At 71.3% G+C, this 17,922-nt stretch carries 19 protein-coding genes, 1 rRNA gene and 1 pseudogene; 10 read left to right on the plus strand and 11 right to left on the minus strand.

All coding sequences use genetic code 11. The annotated features are described in order from the left end of the window. Positions 1-141 precede the first annotated feature (141 nt). Positions 142-258, plus strand: a 5S ribosomal RNA gene (gene rrf / locus ACZ4TV_RS06860). 130 nt (positions 259-388) lie between these two features. On the opposite strand, the pseudogene ACZ4TV_RS06865 reads toward rrf, so the two are convergent. Further along, positions 389-772: pseudogene (locus ACZ4TV_RS06865) on the minus strand (DUF3626 domain-containing protein); the annotation flags it as partial. Positions 773-878: 106 nt separating this feature from the next. Between ACZ4TV_RS06865 and ACZ4TV_RS06870 the strand changes: the two are divergent. Next, positions 879-1,439: a GNAT family N-acetyltransferase gene (locus ACZ4TV_RS06870; RefSeq protein ID WP_468132242.1), complete on the plus strand. Its 561-nt coding sequence runs from the start codon at positions 879-881 to the stop codon at positions 1,437-1,439. Here ACZ4TV_RS06870 and ACZ4TV_RS06875 read toward each other — a convergent pair. The 6 genes from ACZ4TV_RS06875 to ACZ4TV_RS06900 all read right to left on the minus strand — a co-directional run bounded on the left by ACZ4TV_RS06875 (position 1,436) and on the right by ACZ4TV_RS06900 (position 8,536). Continuing rightward, positions 1,436-2,980: a P-loop NTPase family protein gene (locus ACZ4TV_RS06875; protein WP_468131482.1), complete on the minus strand. Its 1,545-nt coding sequence runs from the start codon at positions 2,978-2,980 to the stop codon at positions 1,436-1,438. The genes ACZ4TV_RS06870 and ACZ4TV_RS06875 overlap by 4 nt on opposite strands. A gap of 2 nt (positions 2,981-2,982) precedes the next feature. Further along, positions 2,983-4,404, minus strand: a complete 1,422-nt coding sequence (locus ACZ4TV_RS06880; protein ID WP_468131484.1) for an ATP-binding protein — start codon at positions 4,402-4,404, stop codon at positions 2,983-2,985. Between the two features lie 19 nt (positions 4,405-4,423). After that, a complete protein-coding gene (locus ACZ4TV_RS06885) occupies positions 4,424-5,986 on the minus strand; it encodes an SCO6880 family protein (protein WP_468131486.1) in 1,563 nt (520 codons plus the stop codon). Further along, the gene (locus ACZ4TV_RS06890; protein WP_468131488.1) at positions 5,983-7,314 is read right to left on the minus strand and encodes a hypothetical protein; all 1,332 of its coding nucleotides are present in this window, start codon (positions 7,312-7,314) and stop codon (positions 5,983-5,985) included. The genes ACZ4TV_RS06885 and ACZ4TV_RS06890 overlap by 4 nt, the downstream gene beginning before the upstream one ends. Next, positions 7,304-8,131, minus strand: coding sequence for a hypothetical protein (locus ACZ4TV_RS06895; protein WP_468131490.1), 828 nt, complete (start codon positions 8,129-8,131; stop codon positions 7,304-7,306). Before ACZ4TV_RS06895 ends, ACZ4TV_RS06890 begins: the two co-directional genes overlap by 11 nt. 96 nt (positions 8,132-8,227) lie before the next feature. Next, complete coding sequence (locus tag ACZ4TV_RS06900) at positions 8,228-8,536, minus strand: hypothetical protein (RefSeq protein WP_008742356.1); 309 nt, start codon at positions 8,534-8,536, stop codon at positions 8,228-8,230. Positions 8,537-8,924: 388 nt separating this feature from the next. On the opposite strand from ACZ4TV_RS06900, the gene ACZ4TV_RS06905 reads away from it, so the two are divergent. Beyond that, a complete protein-coding gene (locus tag ACZ4TV_RS06905) occupies positions 8,925-10,076 on the plus strand; it encodes an alpha/beta fold hydrolase (protein WP_468131492.1) in 1,152 nt (383 codons plus the stop codon). Between the two features lie 245 nt (positions 10,077-10,321). On the opposite strand, the gene ACZ4TV_RS06910 is transcribed toward ACZ4TV_RS06905, so the two are convergent. Continuing rightward, positions 10,322-11,191: a pentapeptide repeat-containing protein gene (locus ACZ4TV_RS06910; protein ID WP_468131494.1), complete on the minus strand. Its 870-nt coding sequence runs from the start codon at positions 11,189-11,191 to the stop codon at positions 10,322-10,324. 28 nt (positions 11,192-11,219) lie between these two features. Next, entirely contained in the window at positions 11,220-11,507 is a 288-nt protein-coding gene (locus ACZ4TV_RS06915) for a hypothetical protein (RefSeq protein ID WP_468131496.1), read from the minus strand. Between the two features lie 6 nt (positions 11,508-11,513). On the opposite strand from ACZ4TV_RS06915, the gene ACZ4TV_RS06920 reads away from it, so the two are divergent. The 6 genes from ACZ4TV_RS06920 (at position 11,514) to ACZ4TV_RS06945 (ending at position 16,345) form a co-directional block, all read left to right on the plus strand. Then, entirely contained in the window at positions 11,514-12,122 is a 609-nt protein-coding gene (locus ACZ4TV_RS06920; protein ID WP_468131498.1) for a LysE family translocator, read from the plus strand. Positions 12,123-12,173: 51 nt separating this feature from the next. After that, on the plus strand, positions 12,174-12,965 hold the full coding sequence (locus ACZ4TV_RS06925; protein ID WP_468131500.1) for a thioesterase family protein: 792 nt from the start codon (positions 12,174-12,176) through the stop codon (positions 12,963-12,965). 59 nt (positions 12,966-13,024) lie between these two features. Beyond that, positions 13,025-14,104 (plus strand): serine/threonine-protein kinase, encoded by a 1,080-nt coding sequence (locus ACZ4TV_RS06930; protein ID WP_468131502.1) that lies wholly within the window; start codon positions 13,025-13,027, stop codon positions 14,102-14,104. After that, positions 14,089-14,337, plus strand: a complete 249-nt coding sequence (locus ACZ4TV_RS06935; protein ID WP_468131504.1) for a hypothetical protein — start codon at positions 14,089-14,091, stop codon at positions 14,335-14,337. Before ACZ4TV_RS06930 ends, ACZ4TV_RS06935 begins: the two co-directional genes overlap by 16 nt. A gap of 58 nt (positions 14,338-14,395) precedes the next feature. Then, positions 14,396-15,412, plus strand: a complete 1,017-nt coding sequence (locus ACZ4TV_RS06940) for a C40 family peptidase (RefSeq protein ID WP_468131506.1) — start codon at positions 14,396-14,398, stop codon at positions 15,410-15,412. Positions 15,413-15,616: 204 nt separating this feature from the next. Further along, positions 15,617-16,345, plus strand: coding sequence for a phosphatase PAP2 family protein (locus tag ACZ4TV_RS06945; RefSeq protein ID WP_468131508.1), 729 nt, complete (start codon positions 15,617-15,619; stop codon positions 16,343-16,345). Between the two features lie 108 nt (positions 16,346-16,453). Here the strand turns inward: ACZ4TV_RS06945 and ACZ4TV_RS06950 are convergent, their stop codons facing one another. Together ACZ4TV_RS06950 and ACZ4TV_RS06955 are read right to left on the minus strand one after the other, a co-directional pair. Next, positions 16,454-16,597: a hypothetical protein gene (locus ACZ4TV_RS06950; protein WP_468131510.1), complete on the minus strand. Its 144-nt coding sequence runs from the start codon at positions 16,595-16,597 to the stop codon at positions 16,454-16,456. A gap of 69 nt (positions 16,598-16,666) precedes the next feature. Beyond that, positions 16,667-16,900, minus strand: coding sequence for a hypothetical protein (locus tag ACZ4TV_RS06955; RefSeq protein WP_468131512.1), 234 nt, complete (start codon positions 16,898-16,900; stop codon positions 16,667-16,669). Positions 16,901-17,030: 130 nt separating this feature from the next. On the opposite strand from ACZ4TV_RS06955, the gene ACZ4TV_RS06960 reads away from it, so the two are divergent. Continuing rightward, positions 17,031-17,864: an SCO4651 family lipoprotein gene (locus tag ACZ4TV_RS06960; RefSeq protein WP_468131514.1), complete on the plus strand. Its 834-nt coding sequence runs from the start codon at positions 17,031-17,033 to the stop codon at positions 17,862-17,864. Positions 17,865-17,922 lie beyond the last annotated feature (58 nt).

The raw sequence follows: 17,922 nt of genomic DNA on the forward strand, positions 1-17,922 counted from the left end.
CCAGATGTGGAAGCCCGGTAACGGGTGAAGCTGACTGGTACTAATAGGCCGAGGGCTTGTCCTCAGTTGCTCGCGTCCACTGTGTTAGTTCTGAAATAACGAACGGCTGTGTTCATGCCAGCGTTCTAAATTTCATAGTGTTTCGGTGGTCATAGCGTTAGGGAAACGCCCGGTTACATTCCGAACCCGGAAGCTAAGCCTTTCAGCGCCGATGGTACTGCAGGGGGGACCCTGTGGGAGAGTAGGACGCCGCCGAACAATCATTGCGGAAGCCCCGCACCAGCCCTTCACGGGCCGGTGCGGGGCTTTTCTGCGTTTACCGGCACGGTTGGTTTCCGAAGCGGGCCAGGTAGTGCCAGACACGCTTGAGGGCCTGCTCGTCGTAGCGGCCCGTGCGGTCCGCTACGCCGAAGGAATCCGGTTCGAGGTAGCTGTCCGGGTAGCAGAAGGTCGTCCGGGAAAGGGCAGCCGGGGTGAGGCGGAAATGGGCCGAGCCGAAACGGGGGGCGGCGCCGGCCGGGTTGTGGCGGAAGTTCAAGGCCCCGTACACCGGGCGGCATTCGGGCGGGGCGCTGTCGTAAGCGCCGCCGAATATGCGGCTCTCCCACTGCCAGCGTGCTCCGCCCTCGTGGGCGGTGAGGCCGCCGTTGCCGGTGCCCGTGACGAACTGCGAGCGGTACACGCCGTCCTCGGCCAAGGCGGTGAGGATCGGGCGGCCGCCGGTCATACGGTCCGGGTGGAAGTTGAGGGTCACTGCGAGGGCCGGGTCCATGGGTGGGCCGGCGGAGAGCGAGGTGACGTGACGCAGGGCTTGGACGTGCGGATACACGGGGGGAGTCTGGCTGCCGCGCTGGCTAGGATCACTGATCATGAACGAATTGCAGCACGTGATACGTCCGGTGCGCGGCGATGAGTGGGAGAAGGTCAAGGAGCTGCGGATCAGCGCGCTCGAGGATCCGGCGGCGCCGGTGGCCTTCCTGGAGACCGTGGCCCAGGCGAAGCTCCATCCAGATGAGTTCTGGCAGGGGCGGGCTCAGGGTGCCTCGCACGGGCGGGCGGCCCGGCAGTTCGTCGCGGAGGCGCCCGACGGGCGGTGGGACGGGTCGGTTGTCGTGCTGGTCGAGCAGGGCGGGACCACCGACATCTTCGACCTGGGTGTCGAGCAGACGCAGGGGCATGTGGTCGGGGTGTTCGTGCGGAGCGAGCAGCGGGGGGCGGGGCTGGCGGAGGCCCTCTTCGCGGCCGCGCTGGAGTGGGCCTGGTCGCTGGAGGAGCCGGTGCTGGAACGCGTACGGCTCTTCGTGCACGAGGACAACGTTCGGGCCGCTGCCTTCTACCGGCGGTTCGGCTTCGAGGCGAGCGGCACGGTCGTGCCGGTGCCCGGGAGTGCGGAGTCCAAGGAGCTGGAGTACGTGTTTCCCAGGCCGGACACGGTTTAGGGGAGGGTGGCCTGCGGCCAGCGGGTGCGGGCCTGTTCGCGGCTGCGGCACAGGGCCAGGAGGGGGAGCGTCCCGTCGGTCAGGAGTTCCGGGAGCTGGGGGACCGGGGCTACGGCGGCCACGTCGTCCAGTACCAGGGAGAGTGGTGGGTCGAGCCGACCGTGGGATGACCGTGCGGCCATGCGGCGGCCGTGCTCGACCACGTGAGAGGCGAGTGCGGTCAGCAGGGGCATCGCACCCGGGTGGGTGCGGGGATCTTCCAGAGGTTCACCCACCACGTAGAGGCTGCCCCCTTCGGCCAGGAACGAAGCCAGGCTGAGCGAATCCGTTCGGTTCGGGTTGCAGGCCTCGCGGATGTGGATCGAGGTCAGGCAGGACAGCGTACGGGCCGTCAGGCTCTGGGCGAGTTCGCGGCGTTCGGGGTGGGCGGTGAGGGCGCTCTCCAGTTCGCCGGCCGCGCCGGCGGCGGCCTGGGGGTGGGTGCGCAGGATGCGGACCGGGTCCTGGGCGCTGTTGCCCTGGGCCCAGCGGTGCAGTTGTTTGAAGGGGCGGTCGTCCAGGGCGGCGGCCTGGAGCCAGCTGCGCAGGAGCGTTTCCGCGGTGTCGGCCACCGCAGCGTCCATGCGGGCCTGGGGGCGTACGGGGGCCAGAAGGGCGATCGCACGGGCGGCGGCGGTGTCCCGGTCGGCGCAGCCCTCGGCCGGGTTCCAGTGCATGCGGGCCGGGGTGTCGCAGAGGTGGGAGGGGTCGTAGAGGAGGACCGGGCCGAGTTTGGCGCGGGCGTCCTTGGTCTCGGCCCACAGGGTGGGGGAGGAGGTCACGATGAGTGCTGCGCCCTCGGTCTCGCCGATGCGGTGCGCTGCCGCGTGGAAGCGGTCATTCGGGCCGCCGTACGCGAGACGGGCCGGCGGGGCGCCGTTGCTGGGGGTCCGCCCCAGACCCCGCGCCTCAAGCGCCGACGGGGCTGGATGGGTGGGGGCGTAGCCGAAGCCGTACCGGTAGGCGTCGTCCACAGGCTGGGCCGGTTGCCGGGCCGGTTGGTGCTGGGCGGGCTTGTGGGCGGGGACGGATTCGGGTGTCCGGGCGGGTGCCGGTGCGGGGGCCGGGATGTGTGCCTGGACCGGGTCCGGGTGCGGGGGCTCGTACGGTACGGGGTCCAGGGCGGCCCGCTTGGCCAGGGCGCGGCGGGACTTGGTGCGGGCGATCACACCGATGCCGAAGACGGTGAGCACGAACATCACCAGGAGCTGGCTGATGAACAGGCCCCAGAACAGGCCCCAGCCCGAGAGGGCGGCCGGGTCGGTGTCCGGCCAGGCGCCCGCGACGTCGTGCGGCTGCGCTATCAGGGCGCGGACGGCCCCCGGGGTCCGGGAGAAGGTGACGGTGTCGGGCCAGGCGCCCTTCGCGAAGACGGCGGCCAGGCCGGTGGCCGACCAGACGAGGCCGGCGAGCCCGAGGAGGAAGGCCAGGAGGGCGACCAGCAGGCCGTCCGGGATGCCGCCGCCGCGCGCGGGGGTCTCCGTACGTCGTGCGTCGTGCATGGTCAGGCCACCGTGGTGGTGGAGCCCGGGCCGTTGCCTGCGCGGCGGCGTTCGATGGACAAGGCGCGCTCCTCCGCTTCGAGTTCGGCGGCCAGCAGGTCGTCGGGGAGGCGGCTGGGGGTGGAGGACTCGGTCATGGCGCGGTCGGTGAAGACGAGGGGGCGTTCGGCTTCGGTGATCAGGTGTTTGACGACCTGGACGTTGCCGTTGACGTCCCAGACGGCGATGCCGGGGGTGAGGGTCGGGATGATCTCGACCGCCCAGCGGGGGAGGCCGAGGACGCGGCCGGTGGCGCGGGCCTCGTCGGCTTTCTGGGCGTAGATGGTGCGGGTGGAGGCCATCTTGAGGATGGCCGCGGCTTCGCGTGCGGCGGCGCCGTCGACGACGTCGGAGAGGTGGTGGACGACGGCGACGAAGGACAGGCCGAGGCGGCGGCCGAACTTCAGCAGGCGCTGGAACAGCTGGGCGACGAAGGGGCTGTTGATGATGTGCCAGGCCTCTTCGACGAGGAAGATGCGCTTCTTCCGGTCGGGCCGGATCCAGGTGTGCTCCAGCCAGACGCCGACGATCGCCATGAGGATCGGCATCGCGATGGAGTTGCGGTCGATGTGGGAGAGGTCGAAGACGATCAGGGGCGCGTCGAGGTCGATGCCGACGGTGGTCGGGCCGTCGAACATGCCGCGCAGGTCGCCGTCGACGAGGCGGTCGAGGACCAGGGCCACGTCGAGGCCCCAGGCCCGTACATCGTCTATGTCGACGTTCATCGCTTCCGCGGACTCGGCCTCCGGGTGGCGCAGCTGCTCGACGATGTCGGTGAGGACCGGCTGGCGGTCGCGGATGGCGTCGACGACGTAGGCGTGTGCGACCTTGAGGGCGAAGCCGGCGCGCTCGTCGAGGCCGTGGCCCATCGCCACCTCGATGATGGTCCGGAGCAGGGCGAGCTGTCCGGTCGTGGTGATCGCCGGGTCGAGCGGGTTGAGGCGGATGCCGTCGTCGTTGGCGGCGATCGGATCCAGGCGGATGGGGGTTATTCCCAGCTGCTGGGCGATCAGGTTCCACTCGCCGACGCCGTCCTCGCCCTGGGCGTCGAGGACGACGACCTGGCGGTCCTTGAAGCGGAGCTGGCGCAGGACGTAGGTCTTCTCCAGGGCGGACTTGCCGTTTCCGGATTCGCCGAGGACCAGCCAGTGGGGGGCCGGGAGCTGCTGTCCGTACAGCTGGAAGGGGTCGTAGATGTAGCCCTTGCCGCTGTATACCTCGCGGCCGATGATCACTCCGGAGTCGCCGAGTCCGGGGGCGGCGGTGGGCAGGTAGACGGCCTGCGCCTGCCCGGTGGAGGTGCGTACGGGCAGGCGCGTGGTTTCGACTTTTCCGAAGAGGAAGCTGGTGAAGGCGTCCGTCAGCGCTGTCATGGGATCTCGCATGGGCGGCACTTCCCTCCAGCTAGCGTCGGATGCCGGTGGCGAACGGCAAGGTGTTGACGAAGGCGCGGTGGTGCTCGCGGTCGCACCATTCCAGCTTCAGGTAGGACTTGCCGGCGGAGGCGCGGATCGTCCGCTTGTCGCGGGCGAGGGCCTCCGGCGAACGCGAGGACACCGTGATGTACCCGACCAGGTTGACTCCTGCCGCACCGCTGGCGAGATCTTCACCTCTTTGGTCGAGGCGGCCGTGGGCGGCGATGTCGCGGGGGTCGACGGTGCGGTTCATCTTGGCGGCGCGGCTGGCGTCGGCCTCGTCGTTGGTCTTCTCGGTGAGCATGCGCTCGATGGCCACCTCGGTGGGCTCCAGATCCATGGTGACGGCGACGGTGCGGATCACGTCCGGGGTGTGGACGAGGAGGGGGGCGAGGAAGTTGACGCCGACGGGCGTCATGGGCCATTCCTTCACCCAGGCGGTGGCGTGGCACCAGGGGGCGCGGGTGGAGGACTCGCGGGTCTTGGCCTGGAGGTAGGTGGGCTCCACCGCGTCGAGCTCGGCCGGCCAGGCGTTGCGCTTGGTCATGGCCTGGATGTGGTCGATGGGGTGGTCCGGGTCGTACATGGAGTGCACGAGGGAGGAGAGGCGGCCCTGGCCGAGGGGCTGGCGGACGCGGATGTCGGCCTCGGCGAGGCGGGCGCAGATGTCGGTGAGTTCGCGGGCCATGACGATGGCGAGGCCGGCGTCGCGGTCGAGTTTGCGGCCCTTGTGGGGGGTGGCGGCGCGGGCGATGGTGTGGGCCTCGGCGGCGAGTTCGCGCGTGTAGTGCATGCAGGCGACGAGGTACGCGCGGTGCTGCTCGGAGGAGGTGGACACCATCGACTGGAGCTGGTCGTAGGACTCGCGGAGCCAGCCGGGGGCCTGGGTGTCGCCGCGCTGGGCCACGTCCTTGGCGTGTGCGTCGGGGTCGGCGGGCAGGGTGCGGGCGAGCATCTGGAGGCGGGTGACGAAGCCGTCGCCGTTGGCCACGTGCTTGAGCAGGGTGCCGAAGCGGTCGACGAGGGCCTCCTGGTCCTCGCTGTCGCGCAGGCCGACGCCCGGGCCCTCGATCTCGATGGCGGCGGTGACGGTGCGGCGGTCCGCGTGGAGCAGGACGGCGATCTCGTCGGGGCCGAAGGGGGCGGCGAGCCAGTTGATCCGGCCGATGCCGGGGGGCGGGCCGACCTCGACCTCGCGGCCGTCGGCGGCGCGGATGCCGGCTTCCATGGCGCCCGAGCGGTACGTGGTACCGCGCCGCAGGGTCCGCTTGTAGCTGCGGCTGATCTCGAACCAGCGGTAGAAGGTGCGGCCCTTGTACGGGACGTATACGGCGGCGAGCGCGAGCATGGGGAAGCCGGCGAGGCTGACGATGCGCAGGGTGAGGTCGGGGACGAGCAGTCCGCTCATCATGCCGAAGAACGCCCCGGCGATGATCAGGGCGATCTCGCCGGTCTCGCGGTTCTTGCCGACGATCGCGTTCGGCCGGGCCCGGCCGATGAGATACGTGCGGCGGGGCGCGACCGGGTGCATCTGGTGGGACTGGGTCGTCAACGCCCGTCACCTCCTGTGTTCCTCGTGCTCGTGCTCGTGCTCTGGCGGGGCGGGGGTGCGGCGGAGGGGACAGATCCGCCGCCGGCCCCGCCGCCGGAGGTGGGGCGGCTGCTGTGGGCGGCCACGCCTCCGGAGAGGGGGTTGGCGGGGCGGGGCGCGCTGCCGCCGCCGCCGTCGCCGCCGCGGTGGGCGCCGCGGCTGCTGTGGGTCTTGATGCCCTGCGAGACGAGGGAGGCCGGGGAGCTGATGACGGCGGCTGCCTGGGCGCCGTCGGTGGCCTTGCTGCGGTTGGAGCGGGCGGAGGCGATCTCGTCGCCGAAGCCGGGGACGAAGCGGTAGATCATCGCGGAGGCGAAGATCGCCAGGAGGATGATGGCGAGGCCGGTGACGACGGCGGAGAAGGCGTTCGGGCCCTTTTCGCCGGTCAGGGCTCCGGCGAGGCCGAGGACGATGACGATGACCGGCTTCACGAGGATGACGGCGATCATGATGCCGGCCCAGCGGCGGACGTGTCCCCAGAGGTTGCGGTCGACGAGGCCCGAGTAGACGACGACGCCGAGGAGGGCGCCGACGTAGAGGAGGGCGGCCCGGATGAAGAGCTCCAGGTAGAGCACGCCGGCGGCGAGGACGGTGACGAGCGCGACGACGATCAGCATGATCGGGCCGCCGCCGATGTCGTCGCCCTTCTTGAGGGCTTCGGAGAAGGAGCCGAAGAAGACGTCGGTCTGGCCGCCGGTGGCGGAGGCGATGACCTCGGTGACGCCGTCGGTGGCGGAGACGACGGTGTAGAGGACGAGGGGGGTGAAGGCGGAGGCGAGGACCGTGAGCCAGAGGAAGCCGATGGCTTCGGACATGGCGGTGGTGAGGGGGACGCCGCGGACGGCTCGCTTGGCGACGGCGAAGAGCCAGAGGACGAGGGTGAGGATGGTGGAGGCGGCGAAGACGACGGAGTACTGCTTGAGGAAGGCGGGGTTGGTGAAGTCGACGTCGGCCGAGCCCTTGACCGCTTCGCTGAGCTTGGTGACGATCCAGGCGGCGGCGTCTGCGCAGCCGCGGGCTAGGGAGGCGAGGGGGTTGAGGGCTTCGGCGGGGTCGCTGGGCGCTAGGCCTGTGCGGGGGGCTGCGCCGCCTTGGCCGCGCTCGCAGTATTCCTTGGCGGGGCCGGCGATCAGCGAGCAGGGGTCCTTGCTCTCGCTCGGCGCCGGAGTGGGCGTGGGGCTCGGGACCGGCGCGGCCATCGCACGTACTGCGAACAGCAAGACAGCTGTCTGGAGGACCGCGGTGACGGCGCCCACCCTTCGGAGCGAGAGCCGGTTGCTACCGGGCATAAGTGAACCCTCCGAATTCGGTGACCGCGCTGCCGATCTCGTCGGAGGTGGACACGGGGGTGTCGCCGGTGACCGGTGTGGGGCCGTCCTTCTGCGAGGTTTCAACGACCTTCCAGCCGGAGCCGTTCCACTTGAGCGTCATGGAGATGGTGAACCAGCCGCTGGTGACAGGGCGGGTGGACTTGTCGCCGGTCAGGCCGAACATGCCGATGCACCAGACGTCGACCGAGGCGGCTCCACCGGAGAAGTTCTTCACTTTGGTCCCGGCCGGCACGGTCCGGTTGACGAAGGTGGAGCCCGCCGGGGCCAGGCCGTCCTTCGTGAGGCCGATCTGGGAGAGCAGGCCCGCCGAATAGTCGGCATCGAACCCCGCCTGGAGCTTCGCCCGGCTGCTTTCTTCTGCAATCGCGTCCACGATGGCGTGGCGTCGCGCCGTATTGAACATGCCGTCAGAACCCAATGTCACCGCGAAGTTGGCCGCAGCCGACTGGGCGCCCTGCTGGTCCTGGGCGAAGCCGGAGGGCACGCCGCCGTTCTTGCCGGTGACTGGGGTCGTGCCCGTTGGGGAGGTGGAGGAGGACGTGGGGGGTTTGTCGGAGGCTGCGGTTGGTGGGGTGTCCGGGGACTGGTTCGCGAAGGCGATGGCGGCGATCAGGAGGACCACCACGCCGACCACCGTGACCAGGCTGCGGGCGGTGCGGGGGGTGCGGCGGGTGGGGCCGTACGGGTCGGCGGGGGTGTCCGGGAGGCGGGTGCGGGTCTGGCCCGTGCCGCCGACCTCGCCGTGGCCGCCGCCGTACTGGTCGTCGTTGCTCATTCCGTGTCGGCCCCCTCCGCGTCGTACGACGGTAGCGCTGGTTCCCGCGTAGGTGCGGTGTGGTGAGTCCTCATCAGGTACGGCCGCGGGGCCCGGCTAGACGGCCATCCCGTAGACGATCGTGAACAGCGTTCCGAGGGAGCCGATGATGAAGACTCCGGTCAGGCCCGCCACGATCAGGCCCTTGCCCTGTTCCGCGCTGAACGTGTCGCGCAGGGCGGTCGCGCCGATGCGCTGTTTGGCCGCCCCCCAGATGGCGATGCCCAGGCAGAGGAGGATCGCCACGGCCATGACCACCTCGATCATGACCTTCGCTTCGTTGCCGAGACTGCCGAAAGGCCCCCAGTTCGGGGCGATTCCGCCGATGATGGTGGTGATATCGCCCTTTTCGGCTGCCAGGATCATGTAACTCACCGCCCCTGTATGGGTAGTTCCGGAAGCCCATGCCCGACGGCAGGGGTTACGCACTATCTTCGCTGATGAAACCGCCGTCGTCGTCGACTTGACGGCTCTCTTTACCCGATCTCGCGGCCCGCGCCCCGCCTCCGCGCTCTGACCTGGGCGGGGGTGGTGTGTATGCGCAAGAACGTGCGGTCACTCTGTGTATCACGGGGGGTGACGCCGGGCAATGATTGTCGTCTCGGCGTACGGGGGGTGGGGCGCGGGGCCGCCGTTCGGCGCAGTGGGGCCGCGTGTCGTTGGGCCGACTCGCCGACATGGGTACGACATTCCGTCAGTCGTTTCGTCTTCGCTGGTCAGTGGCGTTGTCAGTGGGGTGCGGCAGGCTGGGGGCATGACGACTCCATGGACTCTCGCGGATCTCGAGGCGGCCATCCGGGCGGGATGGTCGGCGGAGACCTGCGAGCCGGCCGACATCAGCAAGGTGCCCTGGACCTCCGAGAATCCGGCCTGGGGGCACTGTGACATCACCGCCCTGGTGGTGCAGGACCTCGTGGGCGGGGACCTGGTGCTGGGTGAGGTGTTCCACGACGGTCGGCAGGAGGGCTACCACTGGTGGAACGAGCTGCCCGGGGGCATACGGGTCGACCTGACGCGGGAGCAGTTCCGGCGGGGCGAGACGGTCACGCCCGGGCGGGTCGTCAAGCGGCCGGGCGGGCGGCTGCCGCGGCGCTGGAAGGAGTACCAGCTGCTGCGGCAGCGGGTCGTCGACAAGCTCGGGCCGTTGCCGGGGGTGGTGGTGACGCAGGACGGGCGGCGGCTCGCCTATACGGACTTCGGGGGGCCGGGGGCGCCGCTGCTCGCGTTGCACGGGCACTTCCAGGAGGGGGCGGTCTTCGAGCGGCTGGCTCAGGAGGTGGGGCCGGCGTGGCGGGTGATCGCCCTGGACCAGCGCGGGCACGGGAGGTCCGACCGGGCGGGGGAGTACACGCGGGAGGGGTACGTCGCGGACGCGGCGGCCGTGCTGGAGCACGTGGGGCTGGGGCCGGCGGTGGTGCTGGGGGATTCGCTGGGCGGGGTCAATGCGTACCAGCTCGCGGCGCGGCGGCCGGATCTGGTGCGGGCGGTGGTGGTCGAGGACATCGGGGCGGTGGTCGACGACGACCTGTCGTTCGCGCGGGAGTGGCCGCGGCGGGCCGCGACCCGGGCCGGGTTCCTGGCGGCGGTGGGGAGTGCGGCGCGGTGTGTGGAGGGTTCACTGCGGGAGCACGCGGACGGGTGGGGGACCGCGTTCGAGGTGGAGGACATGGTGGAGTCCCAGCGGGGGCTGAACGGGGACCACTGGGGGGACTGGCTGCGGGTGCGGAGGCCGACGCTGTTGGTGCGGGGGGATTGGAGCGGGGTGCTGTCCGCGGAGCATGCGCGGGAGATGACGGTGCGGAGGGCGGGGGTGCGGTTGGTTGAGTTGCCGGCGGGGCATGCGGTGCGGGTGGGGGATCCGGAGGGGTTTTTCGCTGCCGTGCGGGGGTTTTTGGCGCGGGTGTGACGCGGGGCCGGTGGCCTGCGGCTGGCTGGCTGGGCGGGTGCGGCGCCGTTGCCGGGGGCGCTGCCCCCGGACCCCCGCGCCTCAAACGCCGGCGGGGCTGGATGTGGGGCTCCGCCCCGGACCCCGCGCCTCAAACGCCGGCGGGGCTGGATGTAGCCCGGCGGGGCTGGATGTGGCCTGGCGGGGCTGGATGTGGCCCGGCGGGGGGTGGATTTGCCCCGGCGGGGGGTGGGTTTGGGCTTGGGTTAGGTCCAGTGGGTGGGGCGGGTGAGCGTGCGGGGGATGTGGGTGGTGAGGTCGCCTTGGGCTGCGTTCAGTTGGGGCTGGGTGAGGAAGACGGCTTCGCGGAGGTCCGCGCCGCGGAGGTTGGCGTCGCGGAGGTCCGCGCCGATCAGGTCGGCCGTGCGGAGGTCGGCGCGGCTGAGGTCGGCGGCGATCAGGTAGGCGCCGCGGAGGTTCGCGCCGCGGAGGTTCGCGCCGGCGAGGCGGGCGCCCATCAGGTCGGCGCCGCGGTGGTTCTTCTTGCGGCCCGGCACCTTGGCGCGTACGAGCTCGCTGGTCTTCAGGAGCAGGGTGTTGATCCGCTGGCTGAGCGCGCCGACGTCCAGGGCCGCGAGGGTGTCCGCGTCGGCGCGGGTGCACTCCTCGGTTTCCGCCAGGGCCCGGCGCAGGTCCGCGTGGACCGGGGCGGCGGCCGGGAGGGTCAGGGCCTCGCTGACGTAGAAGAGGAGCTCGTGCAGCTGCCGCATCACCGGGAAGGCCTCGAACATCGCGCGGGCCGTGCCGGGGTGGGTGCGCCAGTCGCGGCCGCCGAAGGTGACCTGAGAGATCTGCTGGCCCGCGCCGAAGCAGTCGAAGACGGTGCAGCCCTGGAACCCCTGGTCGCGCAGCCGGGTGTGGATGCCGCAGCGGAAGTCCTGCTGGAGGTTCTTGCAGGGGGTCGCGGCGGGCTTGTTCACGGCGAAGTCGTTGGACTTGGCGAAGGGGAGGGCCACACAGCAGAGCGCGAAGCAGTTCTCGCAGTCGGCCTGGAGGAGGGGAAGGGTGGGGGTGGCTGGGGTGGCTGGGGTGGCGGGGGTGGCGGGGGTGGCGGGGGTGGCGGGGGTTTTCGGCACCCGTCCATTGTTACCGGTGTTACCGGTGTTACCGGGTGGGGGCGGTGAGTCGCGTCTCGAGGGCGGACCAGGGGGCGCCGTCGACCTCCGTGGCGTGCTCGACGGCCCGCTCGGTGAGGAAGGCGAGCGTCTCGTAGATGCGGATCGCCGTGGTGTTGTGGGCCCGGACGGCGACGCCGCCTTCTCCTGGCCGCCGGACGACGGCCAGCTCGCCGCCTGCGCCGCCGAGCCCGACCGTCACCTCTGGACCGGCGTGTCCTCCGAGCCGGCCGTGCCGAGTTCGGCACTTGATCCGGGAGGGGGCGGCGGTCAGCATCCCCGTATGACAGAAGTGATCGCAGTCGCCGTCATCACCCTCCTCGCCGTGATCAGTCCTGGCGCCGATTTCGCCATGGTGGTCCGCAACAGCTACCTCTACGGGCGCCCCACCGGGCTGTTCGCCGCCGCCGGGGTCGCGGCCGGGGTCCTGGTCCACGTTTCCTACACGATGCTCGGGGTCGGTCTGCTGATCGCCTCCTCCACCGCGCTGTTCACCGTGATCAAGCTGGCGGGTGCGGCGTATCTGGTGTGGATCGGGATACGGACCTTCCGGGCGCGGGCCGAGGTGACCGTGGACCTGGAGTCGAAGCCGCAGTTGACCCGGCTGGGGGCGATGCGGTCGGGGTTCCTGACCAATGTGCTCAATCCCAAGACGACGTTGTTCGTCGTCTCGACCTTTACGCAGGTGGTCGACCCGGACACGCCGGTGTGGCAGCAGGCCGGTTACGGGCTGTTCATGGCGGTGGCGCACCTGGGCTGGTTCGCGGCGGTGGCGCTGTTCTTCTCCGTCTCGCGGCTGCGCGAGCGGATGCTGAAGGCGCAGAAGACGCTGAACCGGGCCATCGGGTCCGTGCTGGTCGGGCTGGGGGTGGGGCTGGGGTTCGCGCGGTGAGCTGTCGCGCGGGGGTGGTGCCGTTGGTTACCTGTCGGTAGCGTGCGGGGCATGGGCGTTGCGGAGGGGTTCTTCGAGCGGATCGATGCCGGGCGGTTCGCCGCCACCGAGTACACGCGGGGTCCCTGGGACCCGGGCTCGCAGCACGCCGGGCCGCCGGCCGCGCTGCTCGGGCGGGCCGTCGAGGAGCGGCCGGGTGCGCGCGCGGACATGCGGATCGCCCGGATCACGTACGAGATCCTGCGCCCGGTGCCGATCGGCGTGCTGGAGGTCACCACCAGTGTGCTGCGGGCCGGGCGCGGGACCGAGGTCGTCGAAGCCGCTCTCGCCCCGGCGGGCGCGGCGTCCGTGATGCTGGCGCGGGCCCTGCGGATCCGGGTCGCCGAGGAGGCCGTGCCGGCCGTGGTCCCGGGTCCGCAGGTGCCGCCGCCCGGCGAGGTGGAGGTGACGCCGTTCTTCCCGGTGCCGTGGGAGACCGGCTACCACTCGGCCATGGAGACCCGGTTCACCGACGGCGCCTTCGTCGAACTGGGTCCCGGCACCTGCTGGATGCGGATGAAGGTGCCGCTCGTGGCCGGGGAGGAGACCCGGTCGCTGGACCGGGTTCTGATCGCCGCCGACTCGGGCAACGGCATCAGCTCGGTGATGGACTTCGGCCGCTACGTCTTCGTCAACGGTGACCTGACCGTCCATCTGCACCGCCATCCGGTGGGCGAATGGGCCTGCGTGGAGGCCCGTACGAGCGTGGACGCCGCCGGGATCGGGCTCGCCGACGCGCTGCTGCACGACGAGAAGGGGCCCATCGGGCGCAGCGCGCAGAGCCTCTTCGTGGCGCCACGGTAGCGGCGCCCGGGCCAACCCCCTTTTCGGGGGCGGGAGATGCGTGTGGCAGGCTCGGGCGGATGGAGCCGCTGACCCCGACCGATCCCGCGTACGTCGGCGCGCACGCAATTCTGGCCCGTCTCGGAGCGGGTGGCATGGGGCAGGTGTACCTCGGCCGCTCGCCCGGCGGCCGGCTGGTGGCGGTGAAGGTCGTACGGGAGGAGATCACCGGGCATCCCGAGGTGCTGGCCCGCTTCCGGCGGGAGGCGCGGACCGTACGGGCCGTGCGCTCGGCGTACACCGCGCACCTGATCGACGCCTCGCTGGAGGCGGCGCCGTACTGGCTGGCGACCGAGTACGTGGCGGGTCCCACCCTGGGGCTCGCGGTGGGCCGGCGGGGGGCTCTGCCGCCGCGGACCTGCCGGCGGCTGGGCGTGGCGCTGGCCGAGGGACTGGCGAGCGTGCACGCGTACGGGGTCACGCACCGGGACCTCAAGCCGCAGAACGTCATCCTGGGCGCGCAGGGGCCGCAGCTCATCGACTTCGGTATCGCGCGGGGGGTCGGCGCGACCGAGCTGACCCAGGACGGCCAGGCGCCGGGGACTCCGGGGTACACCGCGCCGGAGGTGCTGCTGGGCGGCGAGGCCGGGGCGGCCGCGGACGTCTTCGCGCTCGGGCGCAAGCGGACCGGGGTCTGGGTGGCCGCGGGTGTGGTGCTGGCCGTGGTGGGGGCCGTGGCGGTGTGGAGGCTGCCGCTGGGGGAGCGGGGCGGCGAGGACGACCGGGCAGGCGGAGATCGCCAGGACCAGGGCCAGAGCCAGGGCCCGAGCCAGAGCCAGAATCCGGCCGGTCAGACGTCCGACGGTCAGACGCCCGACGGCCGGACCCCCGCCGGCCGGCAGGGTCCCGGCAGCCCTGCGGCGGCGTCGCCGGTCGGCCCGCCCACGTACATCAAGCAGACCGCGCCCCATCTGGACGACTACCACCCCATCCACCGGACCTGCACGCGGCCCGCGGAGGAACGCGGCATTCTGGATTTCCAGACCGCGATGCCCAGGAACACCGATGACCCCCAGCTGAGGTCGGGCAGGGTCGAGATCGGTACCCGGTCAAGAACGCGCTCCCGGACGTACCGCCGTACTACGTGGCCGTCGTCGTGAAGCCGCAGCACGAGGTTGACGAGAACGGCCGGTCCACGGATGTGACCGACAACCGTCAGCTCGGGTTCGTTGCCAAAGCCCGGGACCTGTACGAGGGTGACGAGTTGGAGTGGAAGTACGTCACCTACCCGGACGACTTCTCCATGCAGCTGAACGGCAAGACGGTCACCTCGGATACGGAGCACAAGAGTTTCCTCTGCGAAGGCTTCGACAGTGGGCCGCAAAAGGGATGAATCCGACACGTAGCGGAGAATCCCGATGAAAGAACGGTCGATGGGGGAGGGTTGACGGGTGCGCAGATTCTGGGTGATCAGCGGGATCAGCTTCGGGGCGTGTCTGTGCTTCGTCGCTCTCCTCGTGGTCGGCACGTACTCCGCCGCCGCCGGCATCGCGTCCGGTGGGGGCCGCGCCGTCGGGCTCGTCCCCGGGGCCGTACCCGGGAAGTACCGGGCGCTCGTGGAGAAGTGGGGCAACCTCTGCCCGACCCTCACGCCGGCCGTGCTCGCCGCTCAGCTCTACTCGGAGAGCGGCTGGGACCCCGACATCGTCAGTCCGGCCGACGCGCGGGGGATCGCCCAGTTCATCCCGGGGACCTGGGCCACTCACGGGATCGACGGCGACGGCGACGGCGATCGGGACATCTGGGACCCGAACGACGCGATTCCCTCGGCGGCTTCGTACGACTGCGAGCTCGCACGCTACGTGAGCAAGGTGCCCGGAGACCCCGTCACGAACATGCTGGCCGCCTACAACGCCGGTCCCGGTGCGGTACTCCAGCACCGCGGTGTGCCCCCGTTCCGCGAGACCCAGGGGTACGTGAAGGCGATCACGACGCTGGCCAAGAGCTTCGCGCGGCCCGTGGGGCGGGTGGCGCCCTCACAACAGGCCGCCGGGGCCATCTACTTCGCGCAGAAGCAGCTCGGGACGCCGTACCTGTGGGGTGGCAACGGAACGCCCGACCAGGGCGGGCGGTTCGACTGCTCCGGGCTGACCAAGGCCGCGTACGAGACGGTGGGGATCGAGCTGCCGCGCGTGGCGAACGACCAGTACAACGCCGGGTCGCACCCGTCGCGCGATCAACTCCTGCCCGGTGATCTCGTCTTCTTCTCCGATGATCTGACGAACTCTCGGGAGATCCGTCACGTCGGGCTCTACGTGGGCGGCGGGTACATGATCAACGCCCCGTACACCGGCGCCGTGATCCGCTTCGACAAGATCGACACTCCCGACTACTTCGGTGCGACGCGCGTGACCAAGGATGGTGCGGAGGCCCTTCCGCAGCGGCCGGTGGCCAGCTCGGGGCGGTAGCAACTCTCCGTGAGGCCAAGGCCCTGAGCTGCGACGATGAGTCACTCTTCGATAACGTTGGAGTGATCATTCGGTGGAGAGTGGAACGTAGTCGCCAGAACGGGCGTTCCATCGACGCGGGGGTTGATCAAGCGGGGGGCGAAGGGGCGCACGCAGGGGTGCGTCCGCAGGGGAACCACGGCAAGGGCAAGGGGCCGCATCACCATGGCTGGACTCACAACAGGTGGGCCGAACGTGGATGTCAGCCTGCTGTACGAGGTCAACGGAGCGGCCCGGCAGGCCCCGGGGTGGCTGGACACGGTCGTGAGCCTGGCCGGTGAGTACGGGATCCTGCTGGCCCTCGTGCTCCTGGTCCTGTGGTGCTGGCGCGGAGCCCGCCGGCAGGACGAGGCCGCGGCCGTCGAGTCCTGCGCCGCGCTCGTGTGGGCCCCGCTGGCCGCCGGACTGGCCCTGCTCGTGAACGTGCCGCTGCGTGAACTGGTCGCGCGGCCACGGCCGTTCCGGCAGCACGAGGGCCTGCAAGTGCTCGATCCCGGCTTCGGCGCGGAGATCGGCAACACCGACTTCTCCTTCGTCAGCGACCACACCACCCTCGCGATGGCCCTGGGCGTGGGCCTGTTCCTCGCCCACCGCAAGATCGGGTTCCTGGGGATCGGGCTGGCCCTCGCCGAGGGCTTCTGCCGCGTCTACATGGGCGTCCACTACCCCACCGACGTGATCGGCGGCCTCGCGCTCGGGACGGCCGTGGTCCTCGTGGTGGCGCCGCTCGCGATGGCGCTGCTGACCCCGGTGGTGCGGGCGGTGGCCCGCTCCCCGCGCGCCGGTCGGCTCGTACGGGCCAAGGGCCGGGCGCTGCCCCGGCCGCTCGGCCTCGCGCAGGCACAGACCTCGTCCGCGGGGCAGTGCACGCACGAGAGCGATCTCGCCGCCTGACCCACTAGGGGGTGTACGACTCCCATACGGCGAGCAGTACGGCCGCCAGCAGGCACAGGCCCGCCGCCCCGAAGCACATCCGGACCGCCGGTGGGCGGGGTCGGGGCGTCACCGCTCACCACCTTCCGGGTCGCCCTCGCGGCGGTACCGGGAGCGCAGCCAGAGTCCGGTGGCCACGGCCGCGGCGGCCGGGGCGAACGCGATGAGCAGGGCCCAGAAGAGGGCCGTGAGGCGGGCTGCGGATCCTGGCATGAGACAAGGGCATCCGCTCCGGCGTGCCCCGGCCAGCCGGGCCGTCCGAACGGGCGAGGTCCCGCCCGGCTACCCCGCCGCGTGCCGGGCGGCGTCCCTGCGGGCCAGGTCGCGCGAGCGGCGGGCCGGACCGCTCCAGCCGCAGGTGCAGACGGCCAGGCAGAACGATCCGCGGTCGGCGGTGGATGTGGTGTGGCCGGTCGGTGGCTGTGGTTGTGGCTGTTGCTGTGGCTGCGCGTGCGGCCGCGGGAGCGGCACGGAGGCAAGCGGAGGGGCCAGGGTCGCGTCGGAGTGCGGTTCCACGGCTCCACGGTACCGGGGCTGGGCAGCGGGTGGGCGGGCGCGCCCCGTGACGGGAAACCGGGGACCTCGTTAAACGGAGCGGGTGGGGGCCTCGGGCAAACAGCGGTCACGCGTTGGGGGTTGGCAGGCGATGGTGGTTCACCAGCACAGGCGGCGGCGCGGACGTGCGGGTGAGGCGGTGCTCGTCGCCGGCGTCGCCCTGGCGGTCACGGCGATGAGCGGGTGCGCGGGCGGCGGCGGAGGTGACGACCGGCCTCCGGCGGACGCGGCGGCGGTGGTCCGCGGGGCCGCCGACGCGCTGATGAAGACGGGCAGCGCCCGGGCCCGTACGGCCATGGAGATGGCCACGGGCGGGACCCGGGTCACGATCCGCGGCGAGGGCGGGGTCGACTTCAAGAACCGGATGGGTCAGCTCCTGGTGATGCTCCCGGCCGATGTGAAGGGCAACGACGAGCACCGGCCCATCACCGAGCTGCTCGTGCCGGGTGCGCTCTACATGAAGAACCGCGGGGCGGGCGTCCCCGCCGACAAGTGGGTCCGGATCGACACGACGACCCTCGCCGACGGGAACCTGGTCACGGGCGGGGCCACCGATCCGCTGGTCGCGGCCGAGCTGTTGCGGGGCGCGCAGGAGGTGACGTACGTCGGGGAGACCGAGGTGGCGGGCACCAAGGTGCGGCACTACCGGGGGACCACCGACATCGGGCGGGCGGCGGGGAGCGCGTCGCCGCAGGTGCGGGGGGCGTTGCAGGCGGCGGCGAAAGGGTTCAGCAAGGACGCGGTGCCGTTCGATGCCTATCTGGACGAGAAGGGGCGGTTGCGGAAGGTCCGGCACCGGTTCACCTATGTCAACAATGGCGTGATCGATGTCTCGTCGACCACGCTGCTGTACGGGTTCGGGACGCCGGTGACCGTCGTATTGCCCGCAAGCGGGGACATTTACGCCGGGAAGATCGCCGACTAGCGGGGCGGGCGGGGCGCGGGCGGCGCGGTCGGGCCATGGCCGGGTATCCGGAAATGGT

The organism is Streptomyces sp. NPDC028910, assembly GCF_055564955.1.

Excerpts from the sequence above, each read along its gene's own strand:
- ACZ4TV_RS06875 (WP_468131482.1), bottom strand. The coding sequence starts at position 2,980 with ATGCACGACGCACGACGTACGGAGACCCCCGCGCGCGGCGGCGGCATC.
- ACZ4TV_RS06880 (WP_468131484.1), bottom strand. The coding sequence starts at position 4,404 with ATGCGAGATCCCATGACAGCGCTGACGGACGCCTTCACCAGCTTCCTC.
- ACZ4TV_RS06890 (WP_468131488.1), bottom strand. The coding sequence starts at position 7,314 with ATGCCCGGTAGCAACCGGCTCTCGCTCCGAAGGGTGGGCGCCGTCACC.
- ACZ4TV_RS06895 (WP_468131490.1), bottom strand. The coding sequence starts at position 8,131 with ATGAGCAACGACGACCAGTACGGCGGCGGCCACGGCGAGGTCGGCGGC.
- ACZ4TV_RS06900 (WP_008742356.1), bottom strand. The coding sequence starts at position 8,536 with ATGATCCTGGCAGCCGAAAAGGGCGATATCACCACCATCATCGGCGGA.
- ACZ4TV_RS06905 (WP_468131492.1), top strand. The coding sequence starts at position 8,925 with ATGACGACTCCATGGACTCTCGCGGATCTCGAGGCGGCCATCCGGGCG.
- ACZ4TV_RS06915 (WP_468131496.1), bottom strand. The coding sequence starts at position 11,507 with ATGCTGACCGCCGCCCCCTCCCGGATCAAGTGCCGAACTCGGCACGGC.
- ACZ4TV_RS06920 (WP_468131498.1), top strand. The coding sequence starts at position 11,514 with ATGACAGAAGTGATCGCAGTCGCCGTCATCACCCTCCTCGCCGTGATC.
- ACZ4TV_RS06925 (WP_468131500.1), top strand. The coding sequence starts at position 12,174 with ATGGGCGTTGCGGAGGGGTTCTTCGAGCGGATCGATGCCGGGCGGTTC.
- ACZ4TV_RS06930 (WP_468131502.1), top strand. The coding sequence starts at position 13,025 with ATGGAGCCGCTGACCCCGACCGATCCCGCGTACGTCGGCGCGCACGCA.
- ACZ4TV_RS06945 (WP_468131508.1), top strand. The coding sequence starts at position 15,617 with ATGGCTGGACTCACAACAGGTGGGCCGAACGTGGATGTCAGCCTGCTG.
- ACZ4TV_RS06950 (WP_468131510.1), bottom strand. The coding sequence starts at position 16,597 with ATGCCAGGATCCGCAGCCCGCCTCACGGCCCTCTTCTGGGCCCTGCTC.
- ACZ4TV_RS06960 (WP_468131514.1), top strand. The coding sequence starts at position 17,031 with ATGGTGGTTCACCAGCACAGGCGGCGGCGCGGACGTGCGGGTGAGGCG.